The sequence below is a fragment of the Shewanella sp. SM71 genome, from assembly GCF_025653905.1.
Classification (GTDB): Bacteria; Pseudomonadota; Gammaproteobacteria; order Enterobacterales; family Shewanellaceae; genus Shewanella; species Shewanella oncorhynchi.
The window spans coordinates 39,690-64,193 of the sequence record NZ_JAKKRW010000029.1; the positions used below are offsets into that span (position 1 = coordinate 39,690).

Here is a 24,504-nt window from a genome sequence, read left to right on the forward strand (position 1 = left end):
CCATAATGGTGCGACAGCCAAAATGTACTCTCAGTGTCCAAAGGAAAGCCCATGATCACCTTGCACCATCTCAATAAATCACGCTCTAAACGTATCATCTGGTTGCTAGAGGAACTCGGTCAACCCTATGAAATTAAGAGTTATCAACGTGATAGCCAGACTTTTCTCGCGCCACCCGAACTTAAGCAAATTCATCCGTTAGGCAAATCACCCGTTATCGAAATGGACGGTCAAGTGATAGCAGAATCGGGTGCGATCACCGAATATCTGATTGAAAAATATGCGGCGGATACCTTAGCCCCCGCCAGAGACAGCGCAGACTATGTCAGTTATCTGCAATGGCTACACTTTGCCGAAAGCTCAGCCATGCTGCCTTTGTTACTGCGTATGTTCGTGCAAAAGGACGGTTGTAAAACCAATTTCCTTGAAGGTTATGCTGCGATAGAAGTCAGTAAGATTAGTCATTACTTCAATGATATGTTGGCTGATAAAACCTATCTTGTTGCAGACAAGCTCACGGGTGCGGATATCATGATGTCCTTCGTGGTGGAGCTACTGGCTAACAGTGGCGATCTCGCGAAATTTGAACACATTGAACGCTATGCCACTCAATTATCCCAACATGCCGCTTGGGTCAAAGCGAGTGAGATCGAGAAACAACTCGATGCAAGCCTGTAATTGATGGATCGAATTCGGGCACATGTTAGTGCCCGAGCTTAACCCACTTTAACTAACCCCTGTTTCTGCCTCCCCATTTTCTGTCGACTTTATACCTTCTCAGTGGTGACGTCCTTAACCACTTAGCGCAACAAACACCATGATTTTTGATGTAAAAGAGACTAATCTTGATTAACTCTATCTCAAGGCTACAGGGACTTTAGCATGCGTTCACTCACACTCATCGGCTTAGTGCTATTTAGCATGTTAGCGCAAGCGACTGTTTATAAATGGGTCGATAAAGATGGCAAAGTCCATTACTCCGATGAGCCGCAGCCAAATGCCCAAGTCGTTGAGCTAAAAGATAAGACCTTAAATCAAATTGCCCTTCCTCTGCCCAAAACAGACTTAAACAGCTCAAATCAAGCAATTGAATCTATTAAATATCAAGTCAATATTACCTCTCCGACCGAAGAGGAAACCGTCAGAGATAACAATGGCGATTTCGACGTCGTTGCGACTATCACCCCAGAGCTAAAAAGTCAGTATTTGATGGCCCTCAAGCTCGATGGCAACCCCATAGGTCAGCCACAAATTGGCGGTACCTTCAAACTCAAAAACATCGACCGAGGTGAACATACCTTAGTCGTTGACGCTTTGACTCAAAACGGCAAAGTCTTTGCATCAAGTTCACCAAGAAAGATATTTCTTCATCAAGCAGCTAAGCGTTAATGTCACTATTTGTATAGTAAAAGTTAGTATAAAAACTTTAAATACATGAAGTTAGATTAACTCCTCCTGACTAAACCGTTTGATGAAGACAAGTTGCAGCTTGCACCAGATTGGTGCACCATAGTGGTGCAACCCTATTTCTAGGAACGGTCGATGGATAAAGAGACACTGCTCAATCATTTAGTTACCGCTGTACTTGTCATAGATAAGGATCTCAAGCCTTGTTATGCCAACGCAGCAGCAGAGCAATTATTAGGTGTTGGTAGCCATAGACTCGTAGAACAAACTTTGCCTGAGCACTATCAAATCCTCGGTGTCGACGCCAAGCTATTAATGGATGCAGTAACAGCCGGCCAAGGCTTAACGGTCAATACGGCAGCACTAGTCACGCTCGATGGCCAACATCATACCGTTGATTTAACCCTTATTCCCCTCGATGACGAGGCTGAACTCAGCCTGCTCGAACTGCGCCAAGTTGACCAACAAAGACGCATTCATCAGCAACTGAGTCAAGATGCACAGCAACAAGCGGCGCAGTTTTTGGTGCGCAACTTAGCCCATGAAATCAAGAATCCTTTAGGCGGCCTTCGCGGTGCGGCACAGCTATTATCGCGGGAGCTGGATGATCCGGCGCTGAAGGAATTCACTACGCTCATCATAGAGCAGGCCGATCGGCTGCGTAATTTAGTGGACCGTCTGCTCGGCCCCCAAAGGCCGACACAGCACAGTCTGCACAACATCCATCAAGTGGTGCAAAAGGTCTATAAGTTAGTTGAAATGGCGCTGCCCGCTAACATCCAGCTCAAACGGGATTACGATCCATCCATTCCCGATATCGAGATGGATCCTGACCAAATGCAGCAAGCTGTGCTGAACATTTTACAAAATGCGGTGCAGGCGCTTGAACATACGGGCGGCGAAATTTTGATCCGCACTCGCACTCAACACCAAGTCACCATAGGCTCACAGCGCCACAAGCTAGTGTTAACCCTATCGATTATCGACAACGGCCCCGGTATACCGCCTGAGCTAATGGACACATTATTTTATCCCATGGTGACAAGCCGTGAGCAAGGTTCAGGTTTAGGCCTCTCGATTGCTCATAATATTGCCCGTTTACACTCGGGAAGGATCGATTGCCTCTCCAGCGCTGGGCACACAGAATTTATCATTTCATTACCAATTTTAAGCGCTAAATAATTTCGACAGTACCTACCCATACCGTATGAGGAAGCAAGATGCGAATTAGTGAACAAGTGTGGATCCTCGACGATGACAGCTCGATACGCTGGGTACTCGAAAAGGCACTGCAAGGTGCTAAGCTCAGCACCGCCAGCTTTGCCGCCGCCGAATCCCTGTGGCAGGCATTAGAAATATCGCAACCGCACGTGATAGTGTCGGACATCCGTATGCCCGGCACGGATGGTTTAAGCCTGCTCGAACGATTGCAGGTGCATTATCCCCATATTCCCGTGATCATTATGACGGCGCACTCAGACTTAGACAGCGCAGTCAGCGCCTATCAAGCGGGCGCATTTGAGTATCTGCCTAAACCCTTCGATATCGATGAGGCGATCTCTCTGGTTGAGCGCGCACTTACCCATGCCACTGAACAGAGCCCTGCACCCGCGCAAGAAACCCAAGTCAAAACACCCGAAATCATAGGTGAAGCGCCAGCGATGCAAGAGGTGTTTCGCGCCATAGGCAGGCTTTCACGCTCATCGATCAGCGTGCTGATCAATGGTCAATCGGGTACGGGAAAAGAGTTAGTGGCTGGCGCTTTACACAAGCACAGCCCACGTAAAGATAAGCCGTTTATCGCGCTGAACATGGCAGCGATCCCTAAGGATTTGATCGAATCTGAGCTATTCGGCCACGAAAAAGGTGCCTTCACTGGCGCAGCCAATGTCCGCCAAGGTCGCTTCGAACAAGCAAACGGTGGCACGCTCTTTTTAGATGAAATCGGCGATATGCCGTTAGACGTACAAACACGGTTACTCAGAGTGCTCGCCGATGGCCAGTTCTACCGCGTCGGTGGTCATAATGCGGTGCAAGTGGATGTGCGTATCATAGCGGCGACCCACCAAGATCTTGAATTATTAGTGCAAAAAGGCGGCTTTAGGGAAGATTTGTTCCATCGCCTCAACGTAATCCGCGTGCACTTGCCGCCACTATCACAAAGACGAGAAGACATTCCCCAACTTACCACCCATTTCCTCGCCTCTGCAGCAAAGGAAATTGGCGTGGAAACTAAGATCATGACCAAGGAGACCGCGGTAAAACTATCCCAATTACCTTGGCCCGGTAATGTCCGACAACTCGAAAACACCTGTCGTTGGTTAACCGTAATGGCATCGGGGCAAGAAATTTTACCCCAAGATTTACCGCCAGAATTACTGAAAGACCCTGTGAGTGTCACCCACACGGCGAAAGGCAGCCAAGATTGGCAATCGGCACTGACTGAGTGGATAGATCAAAAACTCTTGGAAGGAAACAGCGATCTGTTAACTGAGGTGCAGCCCGCATTCGAGCGCATACTGCTAGAAACTGCGCTGCGCCATACTCAAGGCCATAAACAGGAAGCGGCGAAACGTTTAGGCTGGGGACGAAATACCTTAACGCGGAAATTAAAAGAACTGTCGATGGATTGAGTAGATAAAATAACGTTCTCATCAAGGCTAACTATACAAACGCATTAACCTTAAGCAACAAAAAAGGGATATTCACATATCCCTTTTTTATATCTAGATTGTGCTAACTAACATGACGACCACTAGCCCAAGCAGAATTAGAACTGATAATGCAGACCCACAGCAAACTGTTTAATATCAGTGTCGATATCTATAGAGTTGTGACGATCTGCTTCTAGATCACCCGTAGTCACATCGTAGCTTACGCGGATATTTAAGTGCTCTGTTACCGCCGCATTAACGCCAACACCATAGGTCCAACCGAAACCGGTGAAGTCTTCATCATCGGAGCCGTCATCAATCACCAGCGCCATAGAAGCGATGCCCACTTTCGCATAAGCAGAGAAGATGTCATTGATTTGTGCGGTAAATTTAGGCGTGAAGCTTAATGCGCCGGCACCTATATCAACATCTCTGTCGCCAAGATCTCCAGTGGCGAACAGGTTGGCTTCTAAACCAAACCACTCATTGAAGTTATAGCCACCGTATACGCCTACACCAGTACCGGTTTCTGAACCATCAAAAGCATCAGCTGTGACTCTATTTAATGCACCACCCACATAAAATCCAGTAGTGTCGGTTGCAGCAGAGACTTGAGTCGCCAGAAATGCAGACAATAAAGCAGCGGCAACAATTGATAATTTTTTCATCATAATTCCCTAATGATTTAACGAAAGTATTAAACGGCGTGGATATTACAATAAGCAGATCTGGGGTGTCATCGTTTAAATGAGCAAAACACTAGCCGTACAGCATTTATTCAGCTTGAGTCAAAAACGAAAGCTATAGTTGATATTTATAGAGGGAAATCATACTCACTTTAGACATTATCTTTTTATATCTAAAATCATTAACGGCTTTAACTTAGCACCCGCAACAATCCTATAAAACTTGCATATAGCCAACGGATGAGGGAACGACGCCTTCTCACATCCAAACATTCGGATACGACAACTCTGCCAGTCGCCACACAAGTAATACGTGTACGCCAAAGAAATAATGGCCAGATATGGACTCGATAAGCTTGGTTAGATATTTCGAAATCAATTTTCTGCGGTAAGTAATAAAGATGTTTACGCCGAACTAACTGACTCCAAGCTCCCGCTATCACAGGAGATACGGTACTATCCGCTTGATTTACTATCGAAGATTTCTGTTCCATCAGGAGCGTGATTTCTGCATTCACAGGAATGCTAACGTCAGAAATCACAGATTCGGCTATCAACTCAAAGCGAGTCGATAGCCTATGATAGCGGCATATCAATCGAGTGGAATGATCCCATCTGTGACTTTGCTTCTGCATCCATGCCATAGCTTGCCCTTAATTTATGCTTCGTTTACATCAGGTTTAACCGGATCTTGGTGAATAATCACCTCAGCATCTTCGAAGGCGGCTTTGACTCTTATCCCTGTTGTATCGGCAATACTGTGGGCTTCATTCAAACTCAAATTGCCATCGAGTTCTAAATGAAATTGAATAAAAACAGTTTTGCCTGCTTGACGAGTGCGTAAATCATGCAGCCCTTGCACCCGTGGATCTTCCATCGCGATTTGCGTAATTTGCTGGCGAGTTTCTTCGTCTAGCTCTCTGTCTAACAAGGCTTGAATTGAGCGATAACCTAAGCCAAAGGCTTGATGACCAATATAAAATGCAATCATTACCGCAAATAAACCGTCAGCCCACCACCAACCGTATTGCGCTAATACTAGTGCCAACAATACCGCACCATTAAGGAATAAATCTGATTTATAGTGCAGCGAATCAGCTTCAACCACAGTACTTTTTGTCGCCGCTAATGCGCGTTTCTGCAACATGACTAAAGCTAACGTCATCACAATCGCTATGATAGAAACAACTACACCTATGGTGGCATTTTCAACCGGAACAGGTGTTAATAGACGCTCACCACCATAGAACAGTAATAAAAATGCGGAGCCCATAATAAAGGCGGATTGCGCTAGAGACGCTAACGGCTCAGCCTTACCATGACCATATCTGTGGTCATGATCCGGCGGCACAAGCGCGTAACGAATGGCAATAAAATTGATAATAGAAGCGAGAGCATCGGCAAAGGAATCCGTCAAAGATGCCAACATACTGGCAGAGCCGGAATAAAGCCAAGCGAACATCTTGATAAGAATAAGGATCAAAGCGGTAGCCACGGAAGCGCGGCTAGCCAGTTTGACCCAAAAATCGTATTGGGAAGTTTGAGTCATAAGGGATCTATCTTGGGAAGCTATGACCCTATTGTATATCAGCTAAGACGCTTAACCGCGAGGTTCTTTACCAGCTTGTGCTTCAAATCGCGCTTTAAACTTAGCTTGCTGCTCTGGTGTCAGCAGATTAAATATTTGATTATGCAGCTTCATACGTTCAATGGCTTGAGTTTGACGCTGCTCTTGCTGCGCACTCATCAGTGCCTTTGCTTGTGTTTCATCAAAACTAGGCGCGCTAATTAAGGCCTGCATCTCAGTGCGATGTGCCAAACGTTCCTCTTTCGTTGGACGATTATCAGCGCGCGTGGCTTTCTGATCGGCAAACAACTTTTTGACGTCAGCTTTCTGGGCATCCGTTAAATCGAGCCCTTCAAACATACGATGCATGCCACCGTGGTCCATATGTCGGCCGCCATGTTCCATGCGGTCGCCTTTATGGAATTCAGATTTAGAGAAGTCGCAGCCAGCATCCTTAGGTGCTGCATTAACTGCCGTCGCGAAAACTGCAGAACTCGCTAGAATGGCAAACAGGCTCGCTTTCAAAGGTGATAATGTTTTCATAGTGTTAACCTCGATGGTTCAACTTTAATATGGCAAGTAATAAGACACAGTGACGACCCTTTTAAGCCGAGTCACTTTCGACCCTTCCAGTCTAACCCCCTATATGTAAGTGAGGACGTTGCCTGAGTAAATCACTGTAAAGTTGCGGCAATAACTCTATTCTTTACTTTGGCTTACATTGCTACACAGCAATTGACATCAAAACAGGTATACTCAGCCAAAGCGCTAAAAGTGCCTATGATAAACAGGCACATGAGGCCACATTACTGAGATTAAGGAACAGTATGAGTCGGATATTATTAATCGATGACGATCTGGGGTTATCTGAGCTACTAGGGCAACTGCTCGAGTTAGAAGGGTTTCAATTAACCTTGGCCTACGACGGTAAACAAGGTTTAGATCTGGCACTGACCGCAGATTACGATCTGATCCTACTCGATGTCATGCTACCTAAATTAAACGGTTTTGAAGTGCTACGCGCACTGCGCCAACATAAACAAACCCCAGTATTAATGTTGACCGCCCGTGGCGATGAAATCGATCGCGTGGTTGGGCTTGAGATAGGCGCCGACGATTACCTGCCAAAACCATTTAATGACAGAGAATTAATTGCCCGTATCCGCGCCATTATTCGTCGTTCGAACTTAACAACCCAAGAAATCCATGCCGCGCCCGCCCAAGAGTTTGGCGATCTACGCTTAGATCCATCGCGCCAAGAAGCTTACTGTAACGAGCAGTTGATCATACTCACAGGCACAGAATTCACTCTGCTGCACACCCTAGCGCTGCACGCGGGAGAGTTGATGAATAAGGAAGAATTAAACGAGAAAGTGCTCGGCAAAAAACTCATGCCCTTCGATCGCAGCTTAGACATGCATTTATCGAATCTACGTAAAAAACTCCCCGAGCGTAGCGATGGTCGGCCAAGGGTGAAAACCATCCGTGGCAAAGGTTATATTTGGCTCCCATAACGGTGGTATCGACTGTGCCTAATCGTTTATTTATCAAATTATTGCTCGGATTTTGGCTTTGCAGCTCGCTAATCATTGCCTTAGTGGGTCTGCTACCATTGCTGCAACAAAATCACGACCGTGCGCCACTGCCACCTCACCTTGAAAAAGTCCTATCGACTATAGCTAAGCGCATTCAAGAAAACCCCGCCTTACTGGAATCCGATTTTCTTCGGCGCTGGGAAAGACACATAGACATGGAAGGCAAACCTCTGCGGGTCTATCTTGTCAACAGCCAAGGCCAAGTGATCAACACCCACAGGGTGAGTCGCGGTGTACGCAGCTTTATGCTGATGGCAGATGAAGAAAAACAACCGATTAGCCATCAGTTTAAAGATGAGCTGGTGTTTGGTCCCTATCAATTTAATCTGGGCGCTGAAACGTATTCACTTTATGGCCGCCTACCGGATAATCATCCACGGCCTTGGTTCTTCTTCTTCGCCGAAAATAAGTTATTAACCTTAAGCCTAGCGATTTTCCTTTCGGGATTATTATGTGGCTTGCTCGCGTGGCATTTAGGTAAGGCATTAAATTCACTTAAAAAGAGTGCTAATGCCCTCGCAGAGGGCGACTTAAGTCACCGAGTCGATAAGTCCACCACTCAGCGCAACGATGAAATTGGTCAGCTCGCCACGGCTTTTAACAGCATGGCCGACTCCATCGAAGCTATGGTTAATAATCAGCAGCGGCTCATGGGGGATATTTCCCATGAACTACGCACCCCATTGACGCGGCTACAGTTATCCCTAGCCCTCGCACGTAAAAAAGGTCAGCAGACCACAGAAACGGAACGCATAGGTTATGAAGCTGAGCAACTCGAAAAGCTTATCAGTGAATTGTTAGAGCTCTCGCGGGTTAAGCTCAGCACTAACGAAACTAAGGTACATTTAGGCTTGGCCGAATCCCTGAGCCAAGTTTTAGACGATGCGGAATTTGAAGCAGAACAGCAAGGTAAAAGCATTACTATCGATATCGATGAAGAAATTGAGTTAGCACATTTTCCTAAATCACTTTCCCGCGCGATTGAAAACCTGCTGCGTAATGCAATTCGCTACGCCGCAAGCGATATTCACCTGCAAGCGAGTGCGACGGCTGATCAAGTACAAATTACCATAAAAGACGATGGTCCAGGCATAGATGCCGCCGAACTCGATGCCATTTTTAAACCTTTCTACCGCCCCGACTCGGCAAGACAGAGAGAAAGCGGTGGCTGGGGACTTGGGCTGGCAATCACTGAAGCGGCGATTACCGCCCACAAAGGTAAGATTAAAGCCGAGAACCGTATACCAACGGGCCTTAAAGTGACGATTACACTACCGAAATAGCCGATATGAAGAACAAGTACAGGAGGCAGAACTAATGGTTTAGTCGTAATTGGCAACACCTCAGTGTTGCCATCGTGTTAAAACGTAGGAAACGAGATTACAGCTTAACTAATACACGTCCGGTGACTTGACCTTGGATAATTTTATTCGCGAAATCAGGCACCTCTGCCAATGATATCTGCTGACAAGCTTGCTGATAAAAATGTTCGGGTAGTGCTTTAATCACAGCTTCCCACGCCGCTTTTCGTTTCTCAAATGGACAAGAAACAGAGTCGATTCCCAGTAAACTCACACCCCGTAAAATAAACGGCATAACGGTTGTTGGTAATGCAAAACCGCCCGCTAAACCACAGATAGCGGCTGCACCACCGTATTGCATTTGCGCTAATACTTTGGCGAGGATCTTGTTGCCAACGGTATCGACCACACCCGCCCAGCGCTGCGCCTCAAGCGGCTTAGCATCTTGTTCAAGTTCACTGCGATCAATCACTTCTGCGGCGCCAAGCTCCTTCAATAAAGGCGCATTCTGTTCAACTCGACCACTGCAGGCAGCCACACGATAGCCAGCATTGGCGAGCAAAGTCACCGCCACCGACCCCACACCACCACTGGCACCTGTGACCAGAATATCCCCACTTTGCGGTGTTATCCCAGCCTGTTGCAGCGCTTGCACGCACAACATAGCCGTAAGCCCGGCCGTGCCTATCATCATGGCTTTAGCGGCATCACAACCTTGCGGCATGGGCACCAGCCAGTCGGCTTTAACCCGCGCTTTTTGCGCCATACCACCCCAGTGATTTTCACCCACGCCCCAACCGGTCAAAATCACCTGATCGCCGACTTGGTATCTTGCATCAGTCGATTCGCGCACGACCCCCGCAAAATCAATGCCTGGCACCATAGGAAACTGGCGAATGATTTTGCCAGCACCCGTCACAGCTAAACCATCTTTATAATTCAGCGAGGAATAGGCAACCTCAACTAAGACTTCCCCTTCTGGTAAATCAGCTTCTGTGATCTGTGAAACTTGAGCAAACGTGCGTTTATCTTCTTGCGTCAGTAGTAAGGCATCAAACATAAATTGCTCTCCGAAGGCCATGAAAATCGCATTAAATGATATTCCAAAAGTTACCATAAAAGGCATAGACACCATTAACAAGCAGACTTATTGCTAATAGTAAATGCTGAGATCTAAACAGATTAAAGATAATGACCCAGAGTGATCGAGCGCAAGAGATTGCAAGATCTAGCGTCTTTATGGCTTTAAACTCGCCTGCTGTAAAGCGCCGCTTTGACCCCAGTAGCGGGCAAACTCAGTCAAGGTCATTCCGGCATTATTCGTTAGGTTCGCATCGCATTCTTTCGCGTATAGCCGCTTTACGATAGTGAATTCGGCCTTAATCACTGCGCCCATCATTGCCGTATTACCACGCTTATCTTGCAAACAAGCATTAGCACCATGCTCAAGCAATAAATCCGTTGCAGCCTCTTGGCCGTTATAGGCCGCCACCATTAGCGCGGTATAGGTTTGACTATTTCTCTGGTCAATAGGGAAGCCCGCATCGAGAAAATGCTCAAGCACTGTGATATCGCCGGTACGCGCTGCTGCAAAAAAATAGTCCACCAGCAATTGTACTTGTGCCGTATCGGGCTTGTCCGTTTGACTGACAGTTGCGGATGTAACCAATGGCGCTTGAAGCGAACCAGCCCCCATTGCCACCGACATACTCAGGGCCACAATAATCAATAATAAGATAGCAATAGTGTGTTTCATCAATGGCTCCCAGCACAGCTAAAATAGAGATTTAAACAATAAGAGGTGACGAAATGCCCGCAAGACGCCCTCTTAAACTGGGTAGAAAAGAGCTTGTTTACGTCTTGCGGGACTTACTGGGTTCGGACTGTTAACGCGCAAATCTCTGCGACCAAAACAGTCCTAAAAATAACGACATCAGATTGAACGCTGTTTAACGTCGGCCAGATCACCCTTTACGGCCTTGGTTAAACGCTCACCAAACTCTGGGTCTGCACGATAAAAGTGACTGAGCATCTGATGTTTCACATTGGCATCGTTCACTTTGCCTAAGTCACCGGCCAAGTTAGTGATCAGATCTGCTCTATCTTGCTTGCTCAAGCTGCGATAAAAGACGCCCGCTTGGCTAAAGTTATCCTGCTTGCTAATAGCCGTTTGTTGCACAGTCCCCGTCAGCGCAGTTGTTACCGCACGATAACGATTATCTTCGGCCAAGGCTAAATGTACGCTCGGTTGATAGTTCACATCGGACTGGGTATGCCCCATATTGCCCGCACCTTCTTGGTTGTGGTTTGCCACCGCCACTAAGGATTTATTAATCGGCAATTGCGACAAATTCGTGCCGAGTCGATACAGCTGAGTATCGGCGTAGGAGAACATACGGCCTTGCAGTAATCTGTCTTCCGAAGGCTCAATCCCTGGGATCAAATTCGATGGCGCAAATGCCGCTTGCTCAGTCTCTTGGAAGAAGTTTGCAGGCATGCGGTTCAGCGTCATAGTGCCCACTTTTTGTTCTGGCACATCTAGCCACACCTTAGTGGCATCTAACGGGTTGTAATCAAAATTATTAAGCTCAGTCGGGTCGAGTAATTGAACGTACAGATCCCACTTAGGATAGTTACCCTTGTTGATCTCACTGTAAAGATCATCAGTTAAATGGTTAAAGTTTTGCCCTTGGACTTTAACCACTTCATCGGGACGTAAGCCTTTAACACCTTGCAGACTCTTCCAGTTAAATTTCACGTATTTAACTTGGTTATCTCGATTCACAAATTTGTACGCATGCACACCGAAACCGTCCATTTCACGATAACTGGCAGGTACACCTAAGTTACTGTAAACCTAAGTCAAAATATGGGTTGAACCCGCTTCGTGACTGAAAAAATCGAAGAAACGATTCGGATCTTGCATATTGGTCACTGGCGATGGTTTGAGTGAATGCACCATGTCAGGAAACTTGATCGCATCGCGAATGAAGAATACGGGTAAGTTATTACCCACTAAGTCCCAGTTACCTTGGTCCGAATAAAATTTGGTCGCAAACCCACGGGGATCACGCAGCGTTTCTGGTGAACCTTTTGAGTGGATCACGGTAGAAAAGCGCACAAATACGGGTGTCACTTTACCTTTTTGTGCAAAGGGTGCCGCTTGGGTTAGGTTACTAAAATCGCCACTCGATACAAACTCACCATGAACACCTGTGCCTCTGGCGTGGACGACACGCTCAGGAATACGTTCACGGGCAAAGCGTTGTAGCTTCTGGATAAGCTGCACATCTTGCAATAACACGCTGCCATTACTGCCCGCTGTGGTCGAGTTTTGGTTATCACCCACAGGTGCACCATTGTCACGTGTCAGGGTATTTGTTGGTAAAGTTTGAGCCTGTACATTCAATGTCAGACCCATAGAAATAATTAAAAGGCTTTTAGTAAGATGCATAACAGTTCCTCTTCTATGCATAACGCCAAGCTCTTTTCTGCCTGCCCGCAGTATAGTTCTGAATTTGTAATTAGAAGAAACGATCTTTATCGATTATACGAATCAATAAAACCTATTAGGCATAAATTGGCAACAACAAAAAGTCACATTGTCAGATACTGAAGCTAGAGATTGTGGACTAAAACCTCTCGGTTTTAGTCTATTGCGAAGTGGATAAACGTGGGTGATTAAGAGATATTTAGCGATTAATTGAGCTTCACAACAAGAGCCATAAGCTAATATTAATCCTTAAGCCCCATCTGTTTTAATCGCCGGTACAAGGCATTACGGCTGATCCCTAAACGCTTAGCGCATTGGCTCACATTGCCATTACAGGCTTGGTATGCCTGCAACACATTGCTATAAATCGCTTCATTTAGGGAATCCGATTGAACCTTTGTGACATTCGGCTCCACAGCGAACTTACCACTTAGCAGGGGTGATGCAGAACGTTGACGGCTTACCTCTTTAAATTCATCACATAAAGATGCAGCTTGTAACAGGTCTCCTTTTAATGGCTCGCATGTGAGTCTGGCCGCCAGATAATCGGGTAAATGTTGCCAATTGAGGGTATTGTCTCCTTCTGCCATCAAGCAAGCGACTTGCATGAGGTTATCCAGCTCACGCAAATTCCCCGGCCAGTCGTATTGCATCATTTTCCCTAACAGTTCTGGGCAGATATCCTGCGCGGCGATACGATGTTTACGATGCAATTTATGGATAATGCGCTCGATATCCTGCCGCTCACGCAGCGCTGGTAAACGTACCTGCAGACCATTTAATCGATAGAATAAATCCTGCCGAAACAGCCCCTGCGCCACTTGTTGCTCTAAATCCATATGGGTCGCGGCAATGATTTGGATGTCGACTTTAAAACTTTGATTACTGCCAACGGGCACCACTTCGCGCTCTTGCAATACTCTGAGTAAACGACTCTGGGCCGCCAGCGGCATTTCACCGATCTCATCTAAAAATAAAAAGCCGCCGTGAGCTTGGCGAATTTTACCGATAAATCCAGTGCGGTTTGCCCCAGTAAAAGCGCCTGCCTGATAACCAAAAAGTTCAGATTCGACTAATTCAGCGGGCAATGCGGCGCAGTTCACTGCCACTAAAGGCTCGGTGCGACGTGCACTCTGGGCATGGAGCTTTTTAACAAACTGCTCTTTACCGACGCCCGTTTCTCCGAGCACTAACAGCGGAATTTGCTTGGTGATCACCTTATTGGCATGTTGCCAAGCGCGTTCTAATTGAGGATCGCGAAACCGAACCCCCAATTGATTGAGCGATTTATTGCTAATCGCAACTCGACCCTTAGCGCTGGGAATATTTAAGGATTGAGTCTGTAGATGCAAGGCTAAATGCTGATTAAAACCACCCGCTCGGCTCCAATTATCGCCTAAGTACTGCTCGACGGTATCGCCCACCTTGGCATGATTAAGCAATTGTTTCGCCATGAGATTACAACCCACAATGCGGCCATCGCTATCGGCAATCACTATACCCTGCCAACCCGAATTGAGCAGATTGGGCTGCGCCGCTAAATCGATTCGATAATGGCTATCGGGCAGATGGCACAAAAGCGCGGTCTCGACCTGCTGCGCCAAACTGGACACTAACATCAGCGTCTGCTGGGTGTGCCTTTGCTGCTCGCTGGTGATATCAATCACCCCGAGCATCTCACCTTGGGGGGAAAATATCGGGCAAGCAGTGCAACTCATAAAACGATTTTGGCGAATAAAATGTTGCTCACCCACTACAGATACCGCTTGTTTGGCGGTAAGCGCCGTCCCTATCGCATTAGTGCCCTTATGCTGCTCAAGCCAATTCACCCCAATATCCAGAGCTACATCCGCCAGTTTTGTGGAGTAACGGCTCACGCCCCAATGCCTAAGCACGTAACCCTCGGCATCGCTGAGCAAGAGTCGGCTATTAGAATGCGCCATCAACTGATTAAACAAAGGCAAGGCGTGGGATTGCACTAATGCAATGAGCATTTGATATTGCTCATGTTTCTGCTTTAGTTCGCAGGCATCGAGCCTGAGTTCCTGGGGTAACTGAAATTCTGACAAGCCAGCGCCAATGCTGCGCTGCCACGAATCGGCCAACCACGCCTGTGTCGATGGTAAATGCGGTTTAACTGTCATAGCCGTGCTCCCCCGAGCTGTGTTCCGTTTCGGCACAATTGCTGTGTGCCACTCAATGACAAAGTAACCACAGGACACACTTCTCTCCCTGAGTGCCCATACTGTTTCAAATCTGCAAAATTAGCTTTTCATCATACTGTTAGCACAACAAGTGTACAACTCCTGCCAGTTTGGCACTCTCCTTGCGATGCACCCTTGGTATGCAAGCCTAAGGTGTTGCATAAGAGAACACTAAGCCAATCAATAGGATTGGCTTAAAGCAAAACGAAAAATATTTAAAAAGGCATCCAGCAGAGATGCATCAACAAGACTCCCTTGCTGAAGCCAAGAGCGTAAAAATCGCCAGCGCCCAGCATGCCATCCACAAGAAGGAATGATTCTATGATTTATGCTCAACCCGGAACCGCAGGCGCAATCGTTAACTTCAAAGAAAAATACGCCAACTTTATCGGCGGAAAATGGGTCGCCCCAGTCAATGGCAAATACTTCGACAATCGCTCCCCCGTGAATGGCCAAAACTTTTGCCAAATCCCACGCTCCGATGCCCAAGATATTGAATTAGCATTAGATGCAGCCCACGCAGCGAAAGAAACATGGGGTAAAACCTCAGTCACTGAGCGCTCAAACCTGTTACTGCGCATTGCCGATCGCGTCGAGCAAAATCTCGAATACTTAGCCGTTGCCGAAACCTGGGAAAACGGTAAAGCGGTGCGTGAAACCTTAAATGCTGACTTGCCCTTATTCGTCGACCACTTCCGCTACTTTGCAGGTTGTATCCGCGCACAGGAAGGCAGCGCCGCCGATATTGATGGCAACACGGTCAGTTATCACTTCCCAGAGCCTTTAGGCGTGGTCGGCCAGATCATTCCTTGGAACTTTCCACTCTTAATGGCCGCATGGAAAATCGCACCTGCGCTAGCGGCGGGTAACTGTGTGGTACTCAAGCCTGCGGAGCAGACGCCAGTCTCGATTCTGGTCTTGCTCGAACTGATTGAAGACCTATTACCCGCGGGTATTCTTAACGTAGTCAACGGCTTTGGCGCCGAAGCTGGACAAGCTTTGGCCACCAGCAAACGCATCGCTAAATTGGCCTTTACGGGCTCCACCGAAATTGGCTATCACATTTTAAAATGCGCCGCCGAATCCTTAATTCCATCAACCGTTGAGCTTGGCGGTAAGTCGCCTAACGTGTTTTTTGCCGATGTGATGGACCATGAAGACGAGTATTTAAATAAGGCCGTCGAAGGCATGTTGCTGGCCTTCTTCAACCAAGGTGAAGTCTGTACCTGCCCATCACGAGTGTTAATCCAAGAGTCGATTTTTGATCGCTTTATCGAAAAAGTGCTCGCCCGTGCGCAAACCATTAAGCAAGGCGATCCCTTAGATACCGACACTCAAGTTGGCGCTCAAGCCTCTAAAGAACAGTTCGATAAAATCTTAAGCTACTTAGCCATAGGTAAGGCTGAAGGTGCAGAAGTGCTACTGGGCGGCACACTTTGCCAACTCGATGGCGGCCAAAGTGAAGGCTATTACATCAGCCCGACGATTATGAAAGGCCACAATAAGATGCGTATCTTCCAAGAGGAGATCTTCGGCCCTGTGATTTCGGTCACCACTTTCAAAGATGAAGCCGAAGCCTTAGCGATCGCGAACGATACTGAGTACGGCCTAGGTGCTGGTGTGTGGACACGGGACATGAACACGGCTCAACGTATGGGACGTGGCATTCAAGCTGGCCGCGTGTGGATTAACTGTTACCATGCCTATCCTGCCCATGCCGCCTTTGGTGGTTACAAAAAATCCGGCATCGGTCGCGAAACCCATAAGATGATGCTCAACCACTATCAAAATACCAAGAATCTCTTGGTGAGTTACGATGTGAATCCTTTAGGTTTCTTCTAAGGTTTTGGTGTTCAAACAAGCTGATGTGAGGAAGCTTTTATTAGGTTTTTAAACGTCTTTGCAAGCAAGCTTATAAAACTTTCCGCATGAGTAATCGATACAAGTGATAAACATGAAAGGGCGAATAGCCCTTTCTTTTTTAACTGAATTTAATTCAAACCTCACTCAGTTTATATTATCAATCCGCGCTAAACGCTGAGCTAATTCAGCAAGAGATGAGGCTGTTTGTGGATCGCTTTGGGGATCGATAACTTCAACCAGTTTAAGTTTTGGCTGAAAAGGTAACCAAGAACTGCCCGTTGTCATCACTAAATCCAGCACAAACTGACCGTAATAGTGCAATCTCAGTCGGTTATCCTTCATAGGCCAATGGGCATAAAGCAGAAAAGAATCGTACATTTGCGCCAAAGAGGTTGTCGCAATGAGCTTAAACCCTTCATCAAGCAGACTAAACTCGGTCGATTCTTCGAAGGGACAATCAAAAGAAGTGATGACCAAATACCCCGAGGTTTTATTGGGTAAAACGCAGCGATATTGGCCTTCAATCACTAGGCCTGCAATAAAAGAGTGAGTAGGTTGGCCATTGAAATACAAAGGCATTTTCAGTGGATCAGGCTCAAGTCCATCAGTACGTGCTGTTAGCAGTGAAAACCCCGTTATCGGCTGCATCCCTTACCCCACTTATCTCGTCTACCTATCTCGCCTACTTATCCGCGAAAACACACGTCTCGCGGCTCTTGCGGATTCAAATACTAGGACTGGCGGCTTTTCCAATAACAGCCCACTAAGATCAAGTAACCGACAAAATATGCCACGAGATCAAGTGGATCAAAATGGCTACCTATCACTATTCGCGCCAATCGATTTCCACCCAAGCCTAACTTATCGACTAAGCCCCAATACTGGCCAAACTCGATGGCAAAGGCAAACAGCAATACCGCAAACGCCAGCCAAGGAGTTTGAAAAAAGCGTTTAATACCCTCGTCTGTACTATTGGCTACCGGATTGACTACTGGGGGTACAACAACGCGCACCATGCAAAACAGTAAGATCACCACCAATACATCGCCCACAAAACCACGAATAAAACCCGCAGGTGCATATAAGGCGATTAAGACTTCGGTCAAAAATAATAAAACGGCATAAATACAAAAGGATTTACGACTCGGATTGCGGCTGATAAAAGCGCGAATAACGGCGGTAGACATAAATAAGTTAATCCCTTCACTCGGTTGAGATGGCAGAATTTACCTTAATACCAATAGGTTAACAAGGACACTTGAGTTGACATTTAAGACTCGCCACACGAGCAAGCGCACCACTCACCCCCATCAATTAGATAAATGTTCGCGCCTCAAAATTTAAGCGAGGTTTAAGTTTGGGTTAAGTAGCCTACACCTAAACCCACTTAGGAGCGTCACACCATGTCATCAAACACACTGCAAACCATCAAAGTCTGGGACCTGTTGATCCGCATATTCCATTGGTCACTCGTCGGCTTTTTTGCCTTAGCCTACCTCACTGAAGGCGAAGACGAGTGGATGACCATCCACAGTTACGCAGGTTATAGCATCTTAATTTTACTGGTGTTTCGCCTGCTGTGGGGCGTGATGGGTACCCACAATGCGCGCTTTAGCAACTTTATCACTCGCCCTAAAGAAGTGCTGGTGTACCTCAAAGGGCTCATCACGGGCAAAGCCAAAGACTACATAGGCCATAACCCCGCTGGGGCAATGATGATAGTGGCCTTGATTGCCAGCATAGCCATCACGGGATTCTCGGGTATGGCACTGTACGCCACCGACGGGCACGGCCCATTAGCCACGAGCTTTTTCGCCACTTGGCCTGAAGGCGCCATAAAAGAAGTCCATGAATTCTTTGCCAACTTCACCGTGTTCCTTGTGGTCATCCATGTTGGCGGCGTCATCGTCAGCAGCCTGTTACACAAAGAAAACTTAGTCAGAGCCATGGTCACGGGCAAGAAACAACGCCCTGCGGAACAAAAAGATTAATCCATTAGCCATCTTGCTTAGCAATAAGACATCCAGCCCAAAAGGAATGCCCTATGAACAGATTAACCAGACACACGAATAAAAGTCGCCTTGCCATTGTCGCGATTTCCACCTTGCTGCTGACTAGCCTTAGCGTTAGCGCCGCCAACAGTAAAGTGCAAAGCCTGCCTCTTAGCGCCGAGCGCATCGGCACGCAGCTGCAACGCTATCAAGCCCAAGGCGCTGGACCTTTTACCGCCGCCGCAGGACAAAAGCTTTGGCGACAGGACATGGACGGCCGCAGCTGCGCCAGTTGCCATACCGCCAAAGTCACCGACATGGGGATACACCAAAATACCCGTAAACCCATTGCCCCTATGGCGCCGTCGATTACCGCAGATCGGTTAACCGACTCAGCCAAGATTGAGAAATGGTTTAGCCGTAACTGTAACTGGACTTTTAAACGCGACTGCACGCCGCAGGAAAAAGGCGATGCCTTACTCTGGTTAAGCCTGCAATAACCGCCAAATGTCGACCTTATAACTCATTTAATTAGCTCATTTAATTTCAATACCTTCCACAGAAGGTAACGGCACAAAAAGGAAGATGTCATGACTCAACAAGCACACCCTATTAGCTGGCTCCTCGGCTCATCACTCACAGCCGCGGCATTAGCCATTGGCGTTATCGGTGTCAGCCTAACCTTAACCGGCACAGGCTATGCGGACGATGGCCGCGAGCTCAGCCGCGCTGTTCCACAGAATGCGGAATACACAGCAGAATGTGGTAGCTGCCACATGGCCTATCCAGCCAATTTACTCCCCGCCGACAAGTGGCGAGCCATTACCGCAAATCTTGAGAACCACTTTGGTGACAACGCCAGCGTAGAGCCTCAAGTCACTGCCAGAATTGAGGAATATCTAGTTCAACATGCGGCGCAAAATGGTAAGGTGATGAAAAACAGCACGCCGCTGCTCGTAGGTTCTGGGCCGCAGAAGATCACAGAACAAGCATTTTTTATTCGCAAACACGATGAGATCCCAAGGCGTATGGTGCAAGATAACCCCAAAGTCGGCTCATTCAGTCAATGCAGCAATTGTCACAACCTCGCAGAAAAGGGCATATTTGATGAAGATACCGTTAATATTCCTGGCTTTGGCCGTTGGGATGATTAGCAGCCCCAGCTGCAATGCCCACGACGATGACCTTTCAAACAAGGTGGTCGAGTGGGTTAAGGAGGGCAAAGTTTTGCCCTTCGACACCATAATGCAACGCTATGAATCACGCCTGCAGGGGCGACTGTTGGACTTAGAAGTCGAGCAGAAACATGGCCGTATCATCTACGAGCTCGAGATCCTCCGCGACGACGGCATAGTGTATGAAATCAAGATTGACGCCAAAACCGGCGAGTGGCTAAAGGAAAAGGTCGACTGATGCGTTTGCTATTGATTGAAGACGATACCGATCTGGTGGCGCGCCTCATTCCCGCCCTTAACAAGGCGGGTTATACCGTCGAGCACGCCGATAACGGTATCGACGGCGCCTTTTTAGGCGAAGAAGAAAACTTCGAAGCCGTTATCCTCGATCTCGGCTTGCCCAGCAAACCCGGTTTACAAGTCCTCGGCCAATGGCGACAAAAGGGCTTGGCTATGCCAGTGCTGATCCTCACCGCCCGCGATGCGTGGCACGAACGGGTCGACGGCCTCAAGGCGGGTGCCGATGATTACCTCGGCAAGCCTTTTCACATTGAAGAACTACTCGCAAGGCTCGAAGTGTTGATCCGCCGCCACTTTGGCCGTGCCGACAATGTGTTGCAACATGCAGGGGTCTCCCTCGATGTCGACAAACAAGCCGTTACCAATGTTGATGGCGAAGTGATAGAACTGACCAAGATTGAATATCGGCTGCTGCATTACTTAATGGTCAACCCCAGCAAAATCGTCTCTAAGTCCGAGCTGAGTGAGCGCATTTACGAAGAAGATCACATCAAAGATAGCAATGTCATCGAAGTGTACGTCAACCGCCTGCGGCAACGCTTAGGCAAGGATTATATCGAAACCCGCCGCGGCCAAGGTTATCGACTCAAGGAGTAAAGGCGTGTATTCACTCAAGGGTTATCTGACGCGCAATCTGCTGATCACGCTCACCTTTGCTATGGTGTTGTTACTGTATTTCTTATACCAAGGTATCCAAGTATTAACCCAAGACTTTGTCGCTTCGCGTCTACAACACGATGGCGACAGCCTGATCTCCGCCCTGAATCACAATCCGGATGGCACATGGGCGCTAACCACTGACCGCTTGCCCAATGTGTACCACAGAGTTAATTCTGGGCATTATTTTGCGATTCAAATCGGCGAGCAAACTCTGCGCTCACGCTCCCTATTCGACCATAACGTAAACATGCTTAAGCTGACCGCTGGTGAACAACGCCAAGCCACTGAGTTTGTCGGCAAAGAACATTGGCTGATGTTTAGCCAGGCCATAATCAAAGATGATCAGTTAGTTACCCTGTGGGTGACAGAAGACATCAGCGAGCTCGAACAAACCCAAGTACAGTTTTTAGCCTTTGCCAGCGCAGCCGTGTTGCTCACGATTGTCATTCTATTAATAGCACAGTATCAATTACTTAAACGCGGTTTTAAACCCTTAGAGCAGATGCCAGAAGCTATCCGGCAGATGCGCACCCAAGGGCAAGAAATCAATCCTGACCAAGTGCCAAGCGAAATAGTCCCACTGATCGAAGAGATAGATCGTTTAGTCAATCAATTGGGCCAAAGAGTACAACGCTCCCGTAATGCCTTGGGTAACTTGGCCCACGAAATGAAACGTCCGTTACAAGGGCTGCAGTCCTACCTAGAAAGCCTTCCGCCTGAACAGCGAAGTGAGGGCAGTAAAGTGCTCGCAAGCCTGCACCACATCATCGAGAGAGAGCTTAAGCGCACTAAGATTGTCGGCCTATCCACTCCAGGGCGTTATACTGTGCTCGATGACGATCTCGCGCCGCTGATCCAAGTGATGCAGCGCATTTACCCAGACCGCATTATTCATAGCCATTACACGAGCGGCTTAGTGATGCCATTTGATCGGGATGACTTACTCGAACTCTTAGGCAACTTGCTGGATAATGCCTGCAAGCATGGCCGCAAGAACATTGAGATCCGTATAGTGCATCAAACGGCTCCCACCGCAGGTTATGGGATCATAGTCAGCGATGATGGCGAAGGCGTCTCCGATGGCGCGCTGTCCGTTATCATTGAGCGCGGCATTCGGCTAGATGAAAGCATCCAGGGCCATGGTTTAGGATTATCTATCTGCACAGATATCGTCGACAGTTATCAAGGCGAACTCGGTTTTAGTCATGCGAAACAAGGCGGACTTAAAGCCAGCGTATTTCTGCCGCTCCCGAATTAAACGGTATACTCACTCGGCTTGTGCCCACTGAGTTCATGCAAGCTAATAGAGGGTATAATTTGCCCATTCAAATCCCTTTCACCAATCAGTCTAGAGATTTATATGAAAGTTATCGACCTAAAATCTGCCCCGCAACACATTCCACAATTGGCGGAGTGGCATCATCAAGCATGGGCACATTTGAGTTCTGCGGATGCTTCTGTCACCACGCTGATTGAGGAAATGAACGAGTATTTAACTGACGCCGCCATCCCCAAAATGTTTATCTGCGAACAGGAAAATCAAGTGATGGGATCATCTTCATTAATCACTGCAGATATGGACAGCCGAACTGACTTAAGCCCTTGGCTCGCCAATGTGTATGTGAATGCAAACCATCGAAATAAAGGATTAGGTAAGTTGCTAGTCAATGCCGTCATTGAGCATGCTAGAGCGATTGGTTTACAGAAAATCTATTTGTTTACTGCAGATAAAGCCGATTTTTATCGAGCGCTGGGTTGGTCAATGATTTCACATGAAGATTATAAGGGCGAGATGGTCACGATAATGGAATATAAATTTAAGAAGTGAATGTTTAAGGAGAGTGAGCAAGCCTCACGACGGGCGTCGTGAAGCTGTACATGCTGGCTAAATATCTAGATGTGATATCCAATACTTAGCGACAAGCCAAAGGCTTTAGTCAATTTCTATATCCACGCCGAAACGATTGGATAATTGGCGTTGCTCGTGCAGAATTTCAATTCGGCGGCGAGTGTCTTGGGTTAACTTGTCTTTGAGGCGCAAACCACTAGTAATGGCGGCTTTTTTTGCTTTCTTGCTCTTAGTTGTCGTTGCATCAGTTGGACTCTCGACGGCTTGAGATTCGATAGACATAGCTAACTCCTTTAATTAGAACCTTAAATAGGCTCTTCCAGTAAATCCCTGCTCAAAACGAACAAACAGGTCATCTTTATAATGAGTCAATTCGCCATTCACTATTTAAGTAATAGATAATTTGGCGACTCATAAACTTACGGCCCATATCATTTACCTAAGCCAACAAAATTAAATCACATGCTAACAGGATAAAAATAATCGAGACGTAAGGTCGAAATGAAAAACTGAGTATTGATTGACTTCATCCGCGTAACAGAACCCTAACGAGTCCTAAATTTCCAGCGACAAAGCGGCATAACATAGGTAGAGAAAGAACAGGTAGTAATGCAGAAAGGTTGGTAAGCTCGAGCGGCAAAGCGCTGCTGCGCAACAATTAGGCTACGCAACAGTACTACATCTAGCCTAGATTTACGACTTATATGGCATAGCGCCGAGGTAATCTTTCTTGCCAATTTCAACACCGTTGTGGCGCAAAATCGCGTAGGCTGTTGTTACATGGAAGTAAATGTTCGGAATAGCGTGCTCAATGGCAAACTCATAACCTGTAAGATATTTTCCTTCCCATCGTGGTTGTGAGACATGGATCGTGGCCGCATTAGCAAAATCATCCGCTTTAAACGTCGCTAAATAATCCAAAACCGAGCTAATACGCGCTTGCAACTCAGCCAGCGTCGTCTCGCTATCATCATGCTTTGGTACTGTATCTAAATTATCAGTCAAACGTGCTACGCCAATTTTGGCAGTATCGCAGGCAATTTGAACTTGGCGAATAAGATTGAATTGATCCGGCGCTAAACGTGAGTTTAATAGCACCGCCATATCAACTTTCTTGAGGTTTGCGAAGCATTCGCCTTTTTCAAGAATAACGCTTAAATTTTTCAGCATCTTGCTAAATTGTACAACCGTTAAATCATAAAGCATGGCATAGACCTCATTGATGGACGCTACAAAACTGCAGCACTTAAGACGATCTTGGGGCAAATTACTCAATTTCAATCATTCTTGGAATTTAAGTATCTGCTTAATAATAAATACTTCAATATAAACGATATTAAGTCAATTAGGACGAGAAAAAGATAGACGTTACCAGTAGGCATAGAGCGTCAGCTACAAGCCAAGAGATTAAAATTATCTCGGACTGATCCGAATAACAATAACGTACACTCGTAGGAATTGGGATGGCCGGCTATGACGATAACCACATACTTCGAGCCCAAAGCATGTGCGTCACTGACACGAATTATCCGCGACACCATAACGAAAAAAGCCTCATCTTTCGATGAGGCTTATCTCTTAATGTTGGCGGAGCGGACGGGACTCGAACCCGCGACCCCCGGCGTGACAGGCCGGTATTCTAACCAACTGAACTACCGCTCCTTTAGCTTAACGTCTACACGTTAACCTAAATTAGGCGCTTGGCGATGACCTACTCTCACATGGGGAGACCCCACACTACCATCGGCGCGTTTGCGTT

Annotated in this window: 25 protein-coding genes, 1 tRNA gene and 1 pseudogene; 14 read left to right on the forward strand and 13 right to left on the reverse strand. The window is 47.1% G+C overall.

Annotation, left to right across the window (positions count from 1 at the left end):
- Positions 1–51 precede the first annotated feature (51 nt).
- The 4 genes from L5L97_RS21325 (at position 52) to glnG (ending at position 4,040) form a co-directional block, all read left to right on the forward strand.
- On the forward strand, positions 52–678 hold the full coding sequence (locus tag L5L97_RS21325) for a glutathione S-transferase family protein (RefSeq protein WP_168826402.1): 627 nt from the start codon (positions 52–54) through the stop codon (positions 676–678).
- A gap of 204 nt (positions 679–882) precedes the next feature.
- Positions 883–1,389: a DUF4124 domain-containing protein gene (locus L5L97_RS21330; protein ID WP_263140863.1), complete on the forward strand. Its 507-nt coding sequence runs from the start codon at positions 883–885 to the stop codon at positions 1,387–1,389.
- A gap of 153 nt (positions 1,390–1,542) precedes the next feature.
- Positions 1,543–2,589 (forward strand): nitrogen regulation protein NR(II), encoded by a 1,047-nt coding sequence (gene glnL, locus L5L97_RS21335; protein ID WP_105251067.1) that lies wholly within the window; start codon positions 1,543–1,545, stop codon positions 2,587–2,589.
- A gap of 38 nt (positions 2,590–2,627) precedes the next feature.
- Positions 2,628–4,040, forward strand: a complete 1,413-nt coding sequence (gene glnG / locus L5L97_RS21340) for a nitrogen regulation protein NR(I) (RefSeq protein ID WP_263183894.1) — start codon at positions 2,628–2,630, stop codon at positions 4,038–4,040.
- A gap of 137 nt (positions 4,041–4,177) precedes the next feature.
- Here the strand turns inward: glnG and L5L97_RS21345 are convergent, their stop codons facing one another.
- From L5L97_RS21345 to L5L97_RS21355, 4 genes are all read right to left on the reverse strand, one after another.
- Positions 4,178–4,729: a porin family protein gene (locus L5L97_RS21345; protein WP_263183895.1), complete on the reverse strand. Its 552-nt coding sequence runs from the start codon at positions 4,727–4,729 to the stop codon at positions 4,178–4,180.
- Positions 4,730–4,938: 209 nt separating this feature from the next.
- Positions 4,939–5,391, reverse strand: coding sequence for a hypothetical protein (locus tag L5L97_RS22905; protein WP_317629577.1), 453 nt, complete (start codon positions 5,389–5,391; stop codon positions 4,939–4,941).
- Between the two features lie 14 nt (positions 5,392–5,405).
- Positions 5,406–6,296, reverse strand: a complete 891-nt coding sequence (locus L5L97_RS21350) for a cation diffusion facilitator family transporter (protein ID WP_263183896.1) — start codon at positions 6,294–6,296, stop codon at positions 5,406–5,408.
- Positions 6,297–6,347: 51 nt separating this feature from the next.
- Positions 6,348–6,857 (reverse strand): Spy/CpxP family protein refolding chaperone, encoded by a 510-nt coding sequence (locus tag L5L97_RS21355; protein ID WP_263183898.1) that lies wholly within the window; start codon positions 6,855–6,857, stop codon positions 6,348–6,350.
- 284 nt (positions 6,858–7,141) lie between these two features.
- Here L5L97_RS21355 and L5L97_RS21360 point away from each other — a divergent pair, with 284 nt between their 5' ends.
- Together L5L97_RS21360 and L5L97_RS21365 are read left to right on the forward strand one after the other, a co-directional pair.
- A complete protein-coding gene (locus L5L97_RS21360; protein WP_105251061.1) occupies positions 7,142–7,828 on the forward strand; it encodes a response regulator in 687 nt (228 codons plus the stop codon).
- Positions 7,829–7,842: 14 nt separating this feature from the next.
- Entirely contained in the window at positions 7,843–9,192 is a 1,350-nt protein-coding gene (locus L5L97_RS21365; protein WP_263183913.1) for an ATP-binding protein, read from the forward strand.
- A 97-nt stretch (positions 9,193–9,289) separates the two neighbouring features.
- Here L5L97_RS21365 and L5L97_RS21370 read toward each other — a convergent pair whose 3' ends face one another.
- The 4 genes and pseudogenes from L5L97_RS21370 to L5L97_RS21385 form a co-directional block, all read right to left on the reverse strand.
- Entirely contained in the window at positions 9,290–10,270 is a 981-nt protein-coding gene (locus tag L5L97_RS21370; RefSeq protein ID WP_263183899.1) for an MDR family oxidoreductase, read from the reverse strand.
- Between the two features lie 177 nt (positions 10,271–10,447).
- The gene (locus L5L97_RS21375) at positions 10,448–10,966 is read right to left on the reverse strand and encodes an ankyrin repeat domain-containing protein (RefSeq protein ID WP_263183901.1); all 519 of its coding nucleotides are present in this window, start codon (positions 10,964–10,966) and stop codon (positions 10,448–10,450) included.
- 177 nt (positions 10,967–11,143) lie between these two features.
- Positions 11,144–12,664 (reverse strand): annotated as a pseudogene (locus tag L5L97_RS21380) (catalase).
- A 281-nt stretch (positions 12,665–12,945) separates the two neighbouring features.
- Positions 12,946–14,847 carry a sigma-54-dependent Fis family transcriptional regulator gene (locus L5L97_RS21385; RefSeq protein WP_263183903.1) on the reverse strand — a complete coding sequence of 634 codons (1,902 nt, stop codon included), beginning with the start codon at positions 14,845–14,847 and terminating at the stop codon, positions 12,946–12,948.
- 381 nt (positions 14,848–15,228) lie between these two features.
- Between L5L97_RS21385 and L5L97_RS21390 the strand changes: the two genes are divergently transcribed.
- Positions 15,229–16,749: an aldehyde dehydrogenase family protein gene (locus tag L5L97_RS21390; RefSeq protein WP_263183904.1), complete on the forward strand. Its 1,521-nt coding sequence runs from the start codon at positions 15,229–15,231 to the stop codon at positions 16,747–16,749.
- 165 nt (positions 16,750–16,914) lie between these two features.
- Here the strand turns inward: L5L97_RS21390 and L5L97_RS21395 are convergent, their stop codons facing one another.
- Positions 16,915–17,418: a hypothetical protein gene (locus tag L5L97_RS21395; protein WP_263183906.1), complete on the reverse strand. Its 504-nt coding sequence runs from the start codon at positions 17,416–17,418 to the stop codon at positions 16,915–16,917.
- An 83-nt stretch (positions 17,419–17,501) separates the two neighbouring features.
- On the reverse strand, positions 17,502–17,957 hold the full coding sequence (locus tag L5L97_RS21400) for a DUF2809 domain-containing protein (RefSeq protein WP_219254954.1): 456 nt from the start codon (positions 17,955–17,957) through the stop codon (positions 17,502–17,504).
- 216 nt (positions 17,958–18,173) lie between these two features.
- Here L5L97_RS21400 and L5L97_RS21405 point away from each other — a divergent pair, with 216 nt between their 5' ends.
- The 7 genes from L5L97_RS21405 to L5L97_RS21435 all read left to right on the forward strand — a co-directional run bounded on the left by L5L97_RS21405 (position 18,174) and on the right by L5L97_RS21435 (position 22,724).
- Positions 18,174–18,761: a cytochrome b/b6 domain-containing protein gene (locus L5L97_RS21405; RefSeq protein ID WP_263183907.1), complete on the forward strand. Its 588-nt coding sequence runs from the start codon at positions 18,174–18,176 to the stop codon at positions 18,759–18,761.
- Positions 18,762–18,814: 53 nt separating this feature from the next.
- A complete protein-coding gene (locus tag L5L97_RS21410) occupies positions 18,815–19,261 on the forward strand; it encodes a DUF1924 domain-containing protein (RefSeq protein WP_263183908.1) in 447 nt (148 codons plus the stop codon).
- A 90-nt stretch (positions 19,262–19,351) separates the two neighbouring features.
- The gene (locus L5L97_RS21415; RefSeq protein WP_263183909.1) at positions 19,352–19,915 is read left to right on the forward strand and encodes a diheme cytochrome c; all 564 of its coding nucleotides are present in this window, start codon (positions 19,352–19,354) and stop codon (positions 19,913–19,915) included.
- On the forward strand, positions 19,908–20,174 hold the full coding sequence (locus L5L97_RS21420) for a PepSY domain-containing protein (protein WP_106648441.1): 267 nt from the start codon (positions 19,908–19,910) through the stop codon (positions 20,172–20,174). Before L5L97_RS21415 ends, L5L97_RS21420 begins: the two co-directional genes overlap by 8 nt.
- Positions 20,174–20,833 carry a response regulator transcription factor gene (locus L5L97_RS21425; protein ID WP_263183910.1) on the forward strand — a complete coding sequence of 220 codons (660 nt, stop codon included), beginning with the start codon at positions 20,174–20,176 and terminating at the stop codon, positions 20,831–20,833. The genes L5L97_RS21420 and L5L97_RS21425 overlap by 1 nt, the downstream gene beginning before the upstream one ends.
- Before the next feature lie 4 nt (positions 20,834–20,837).
- The gene (locus tag L5L97_RS21430; protein WP_263183911.1) at positions 20,838–22,154 is read left to right on the forward strand and encodes a sensor histidine kinase; all 1,317 of its coding nucleotides are present in this window, start codon (positions 20,838–20,840) and stop codon (positions 22,152–22,154) included.
- A 102-nt stretch (positions 22,155–22,256) separates the two neighbouring features.
- On the forward strand, positions 22,257–22,724 hold the full coding sequence (locus tag L5L97_RS21435) for a GNAT family N-acetyltransferase (RefSeq protein WP_173497771.1): 468 nt from the start codon (positions 22,257–22,259) through the stop codon (positions 22,722–22,724).
- Between the two features lie 105 nt (positions 22,725–22,829).
- On the opposite strand, the gene L5L97_RS21440 is transcribed toward L5L97_RS21435, so the two are convergent.
- The 3 genes from L5L97_RS21440 to L5L97_RS21450 all read right to left on the reverse strand — a co-directional run bounded on the left by L5L97_RS21440 (position 22,830) and on the right by L5L97_RS21450 (position 24,407).
- A complete protein-coding gene (locus tag L5L97_RS21440) occupies positions 22,830–23,027 on the reverse strand; it encodes a hypothetical protein (RefSeq protein WP_006079715.1) in 198 nt (65 codons plus the stop codon).
- A gap of 411 nt (positions 23,028–23,438) precedes the next feature.
- Complete coding sequence (locus L5L97_RS21445; protein ID WP_063885021.1) at positions 23,439–23,951, reverse strand: DUF1993 family protein; 513 nt, start codon at positions 23,949–23,951, stop codon at positions 23,439–23,441.
- Between the two features lie 379 nt (positions 23,952–24,330).
- Positions 24,331–24,407 (reverse strand) — tRNA-Asp (locus tag L5L97_RS21450).
- Positions 24,408–24,504 lie beyond the last annotated feature (97 nt).

Bases quoted from the DNA above. Each gene is read 5' to 3' on its own strand.
- L5L97_RS21325 (WP_168826402.1), top strand. From the start codon at position 52: ATGATCACCTTGCACCATCTCAATAAATCACGCTCTAAACGTATCATC.
- L5L97_RS21330 (WP_263140863.1), top strand. From the start codon at position 883: ATGCGTTCACTCACACTCATCGGCTTAGTGCTATTTAGCATGTTAGCG.
- glnL (WP_105251067.1), top strand. From the start codon at position 1,543: ATGGATAAAGAGACACTGCTCAATCATTTAGTTACCGCTGTACTTGTC.
- glnG (WP_263183894.1), top strand. From the start codon at position 2,628: ATGCGAATTAGTGAACAAGTGTGGATCCTCGACGATGACAGCTCGATA.
- L5L97_RS21345 (WP_263183895.1), bottom strand. From the start codon at position 4,729: ATGAAAAAATTATCAATTGTTGCCGCTGCTTTATTGTCTGCATTTCTG.
- L5L97_RS22905 (WP_317629577.1), bottom strand. From the start codon at position 5,391: ATGGCATGGATGCAGAAGCAAAGTCACAGATGGGATCATTCCACTCGA.
- L5L97_RS21350 (WP_263183896.1), bottom strand. From the start codon at position 6,296: ATGACTCAAACTTCCCAATACGATTTTTGGGTCAAACTGGCTAGCCGC.
- L5L97_RS21355 (WP_263183898.1), bottom strand. From the start codon at position 6,857: ATGAAAACATTATCACCTTTGAAAGCGAGCCTGTTTGCCATTCTAGCG.
- L5L97_RS21360 (WP_105251061.1), top strand. From the start codon at position 7,142: ATGAGTCGGATATTATTAATCGATGACGATCTGGGGTTATCTGAGCTA.
- L5L97_RS21370 (WP_263183899.1), bottom strand. From the start codon at position 10,270: ATGTTTGATGCCTTACTACTGACGCAAGAAGATAAACGCACGTTTGCT.
- L5L97_RS21375 (WP_263183901.1), bottom strand. From the start codon at position 10,966: ATGAAACACACTATTGCTATCTTATTATTGATTATTGTGGCCCTGAGT.
- L5L97_RS21385 (WP_263183903.1), bottom strand. From the start codon at position 14,847: ATGACAGTTAAACCGCATTTACCATCGACACAGGCGTGGTTGGCCGAT.
- L5L97_RS21390 (WP_263183904.1), top strand. From the start codon at position 15,229: ATGATTTATGCTCAACCCGGAACCGCAGGCGCAATCGTTAACTTCAAA.
- L5L97_RS21395 (WP_263183906.1), bottom strand. From the start codon at position 17,418: ATGCAGCCGATAACGGGGTTTTCACTGCTAACAGCACGTACTGATGGA.
- L5L97_RS21400 (WP_219254954.1), bottom strand. From the start codon at position 17,957: ATGTCTACCGCCGTTATTCGCGCTTTTATCAGCCGCAATCCGAGTCGT.
- L5L97_RS21405 (WP_263183907.1), top strand. From the start codon at position 18,174: ATGTCATCAAACACACTGCAAACCATCAAAGTCTGGGACCTGTTGATC.
- L5L97_RS21410 (WP_263183908.1), top strand. From the start codon at position 18,815: ATGAACAGATTAACCAGACACACGAATAAAAGTCGCCTTGCCATTGTC.
- L5L97_RS21415 (WP_263183909.1), top strand. From the start codon at position 19,352: ATGACTCAACAAGCACACCCTATTAGCTGGCTCCTCGGCTCATCACTC.
- L5L97_RS21420 (WP_106648441.1), top strand. From the start codon at position 19,908: ATGATTAGCAGCCCCAGCTGCAATGCCCACGACGATGACCTTTCAAAC.
- L5L97_RS21425 (WP_263183910.1), top strand. From the start codon at position 20,174: ATGCGTTTGCTATTGATTGAAGACGATACCGATCTGGTGGCGCGCCTC.
- L5L97_RS21435 (WP_173497771.1), top strand. From the start codon at position 22,257: ATGAAAGTTATCGACCTAAAATCTGCCCCGCAACACATTCCACAATTG.
- L5L97_RS21440 (WP_006079715.1), bottom strand. From the start codon at position 23,027: ATGTCTATCGAATCTCAAGCCGTCGAGAGTCCAACTGATGCAACGACA.
- L5L97_RS21445 (WP_063885021.1), bottom strand. From the start codon at position 23,951: ATGCTTTATGATTTAACGGTTGTACAATTTAGCAAGATGCTGAAAAAT.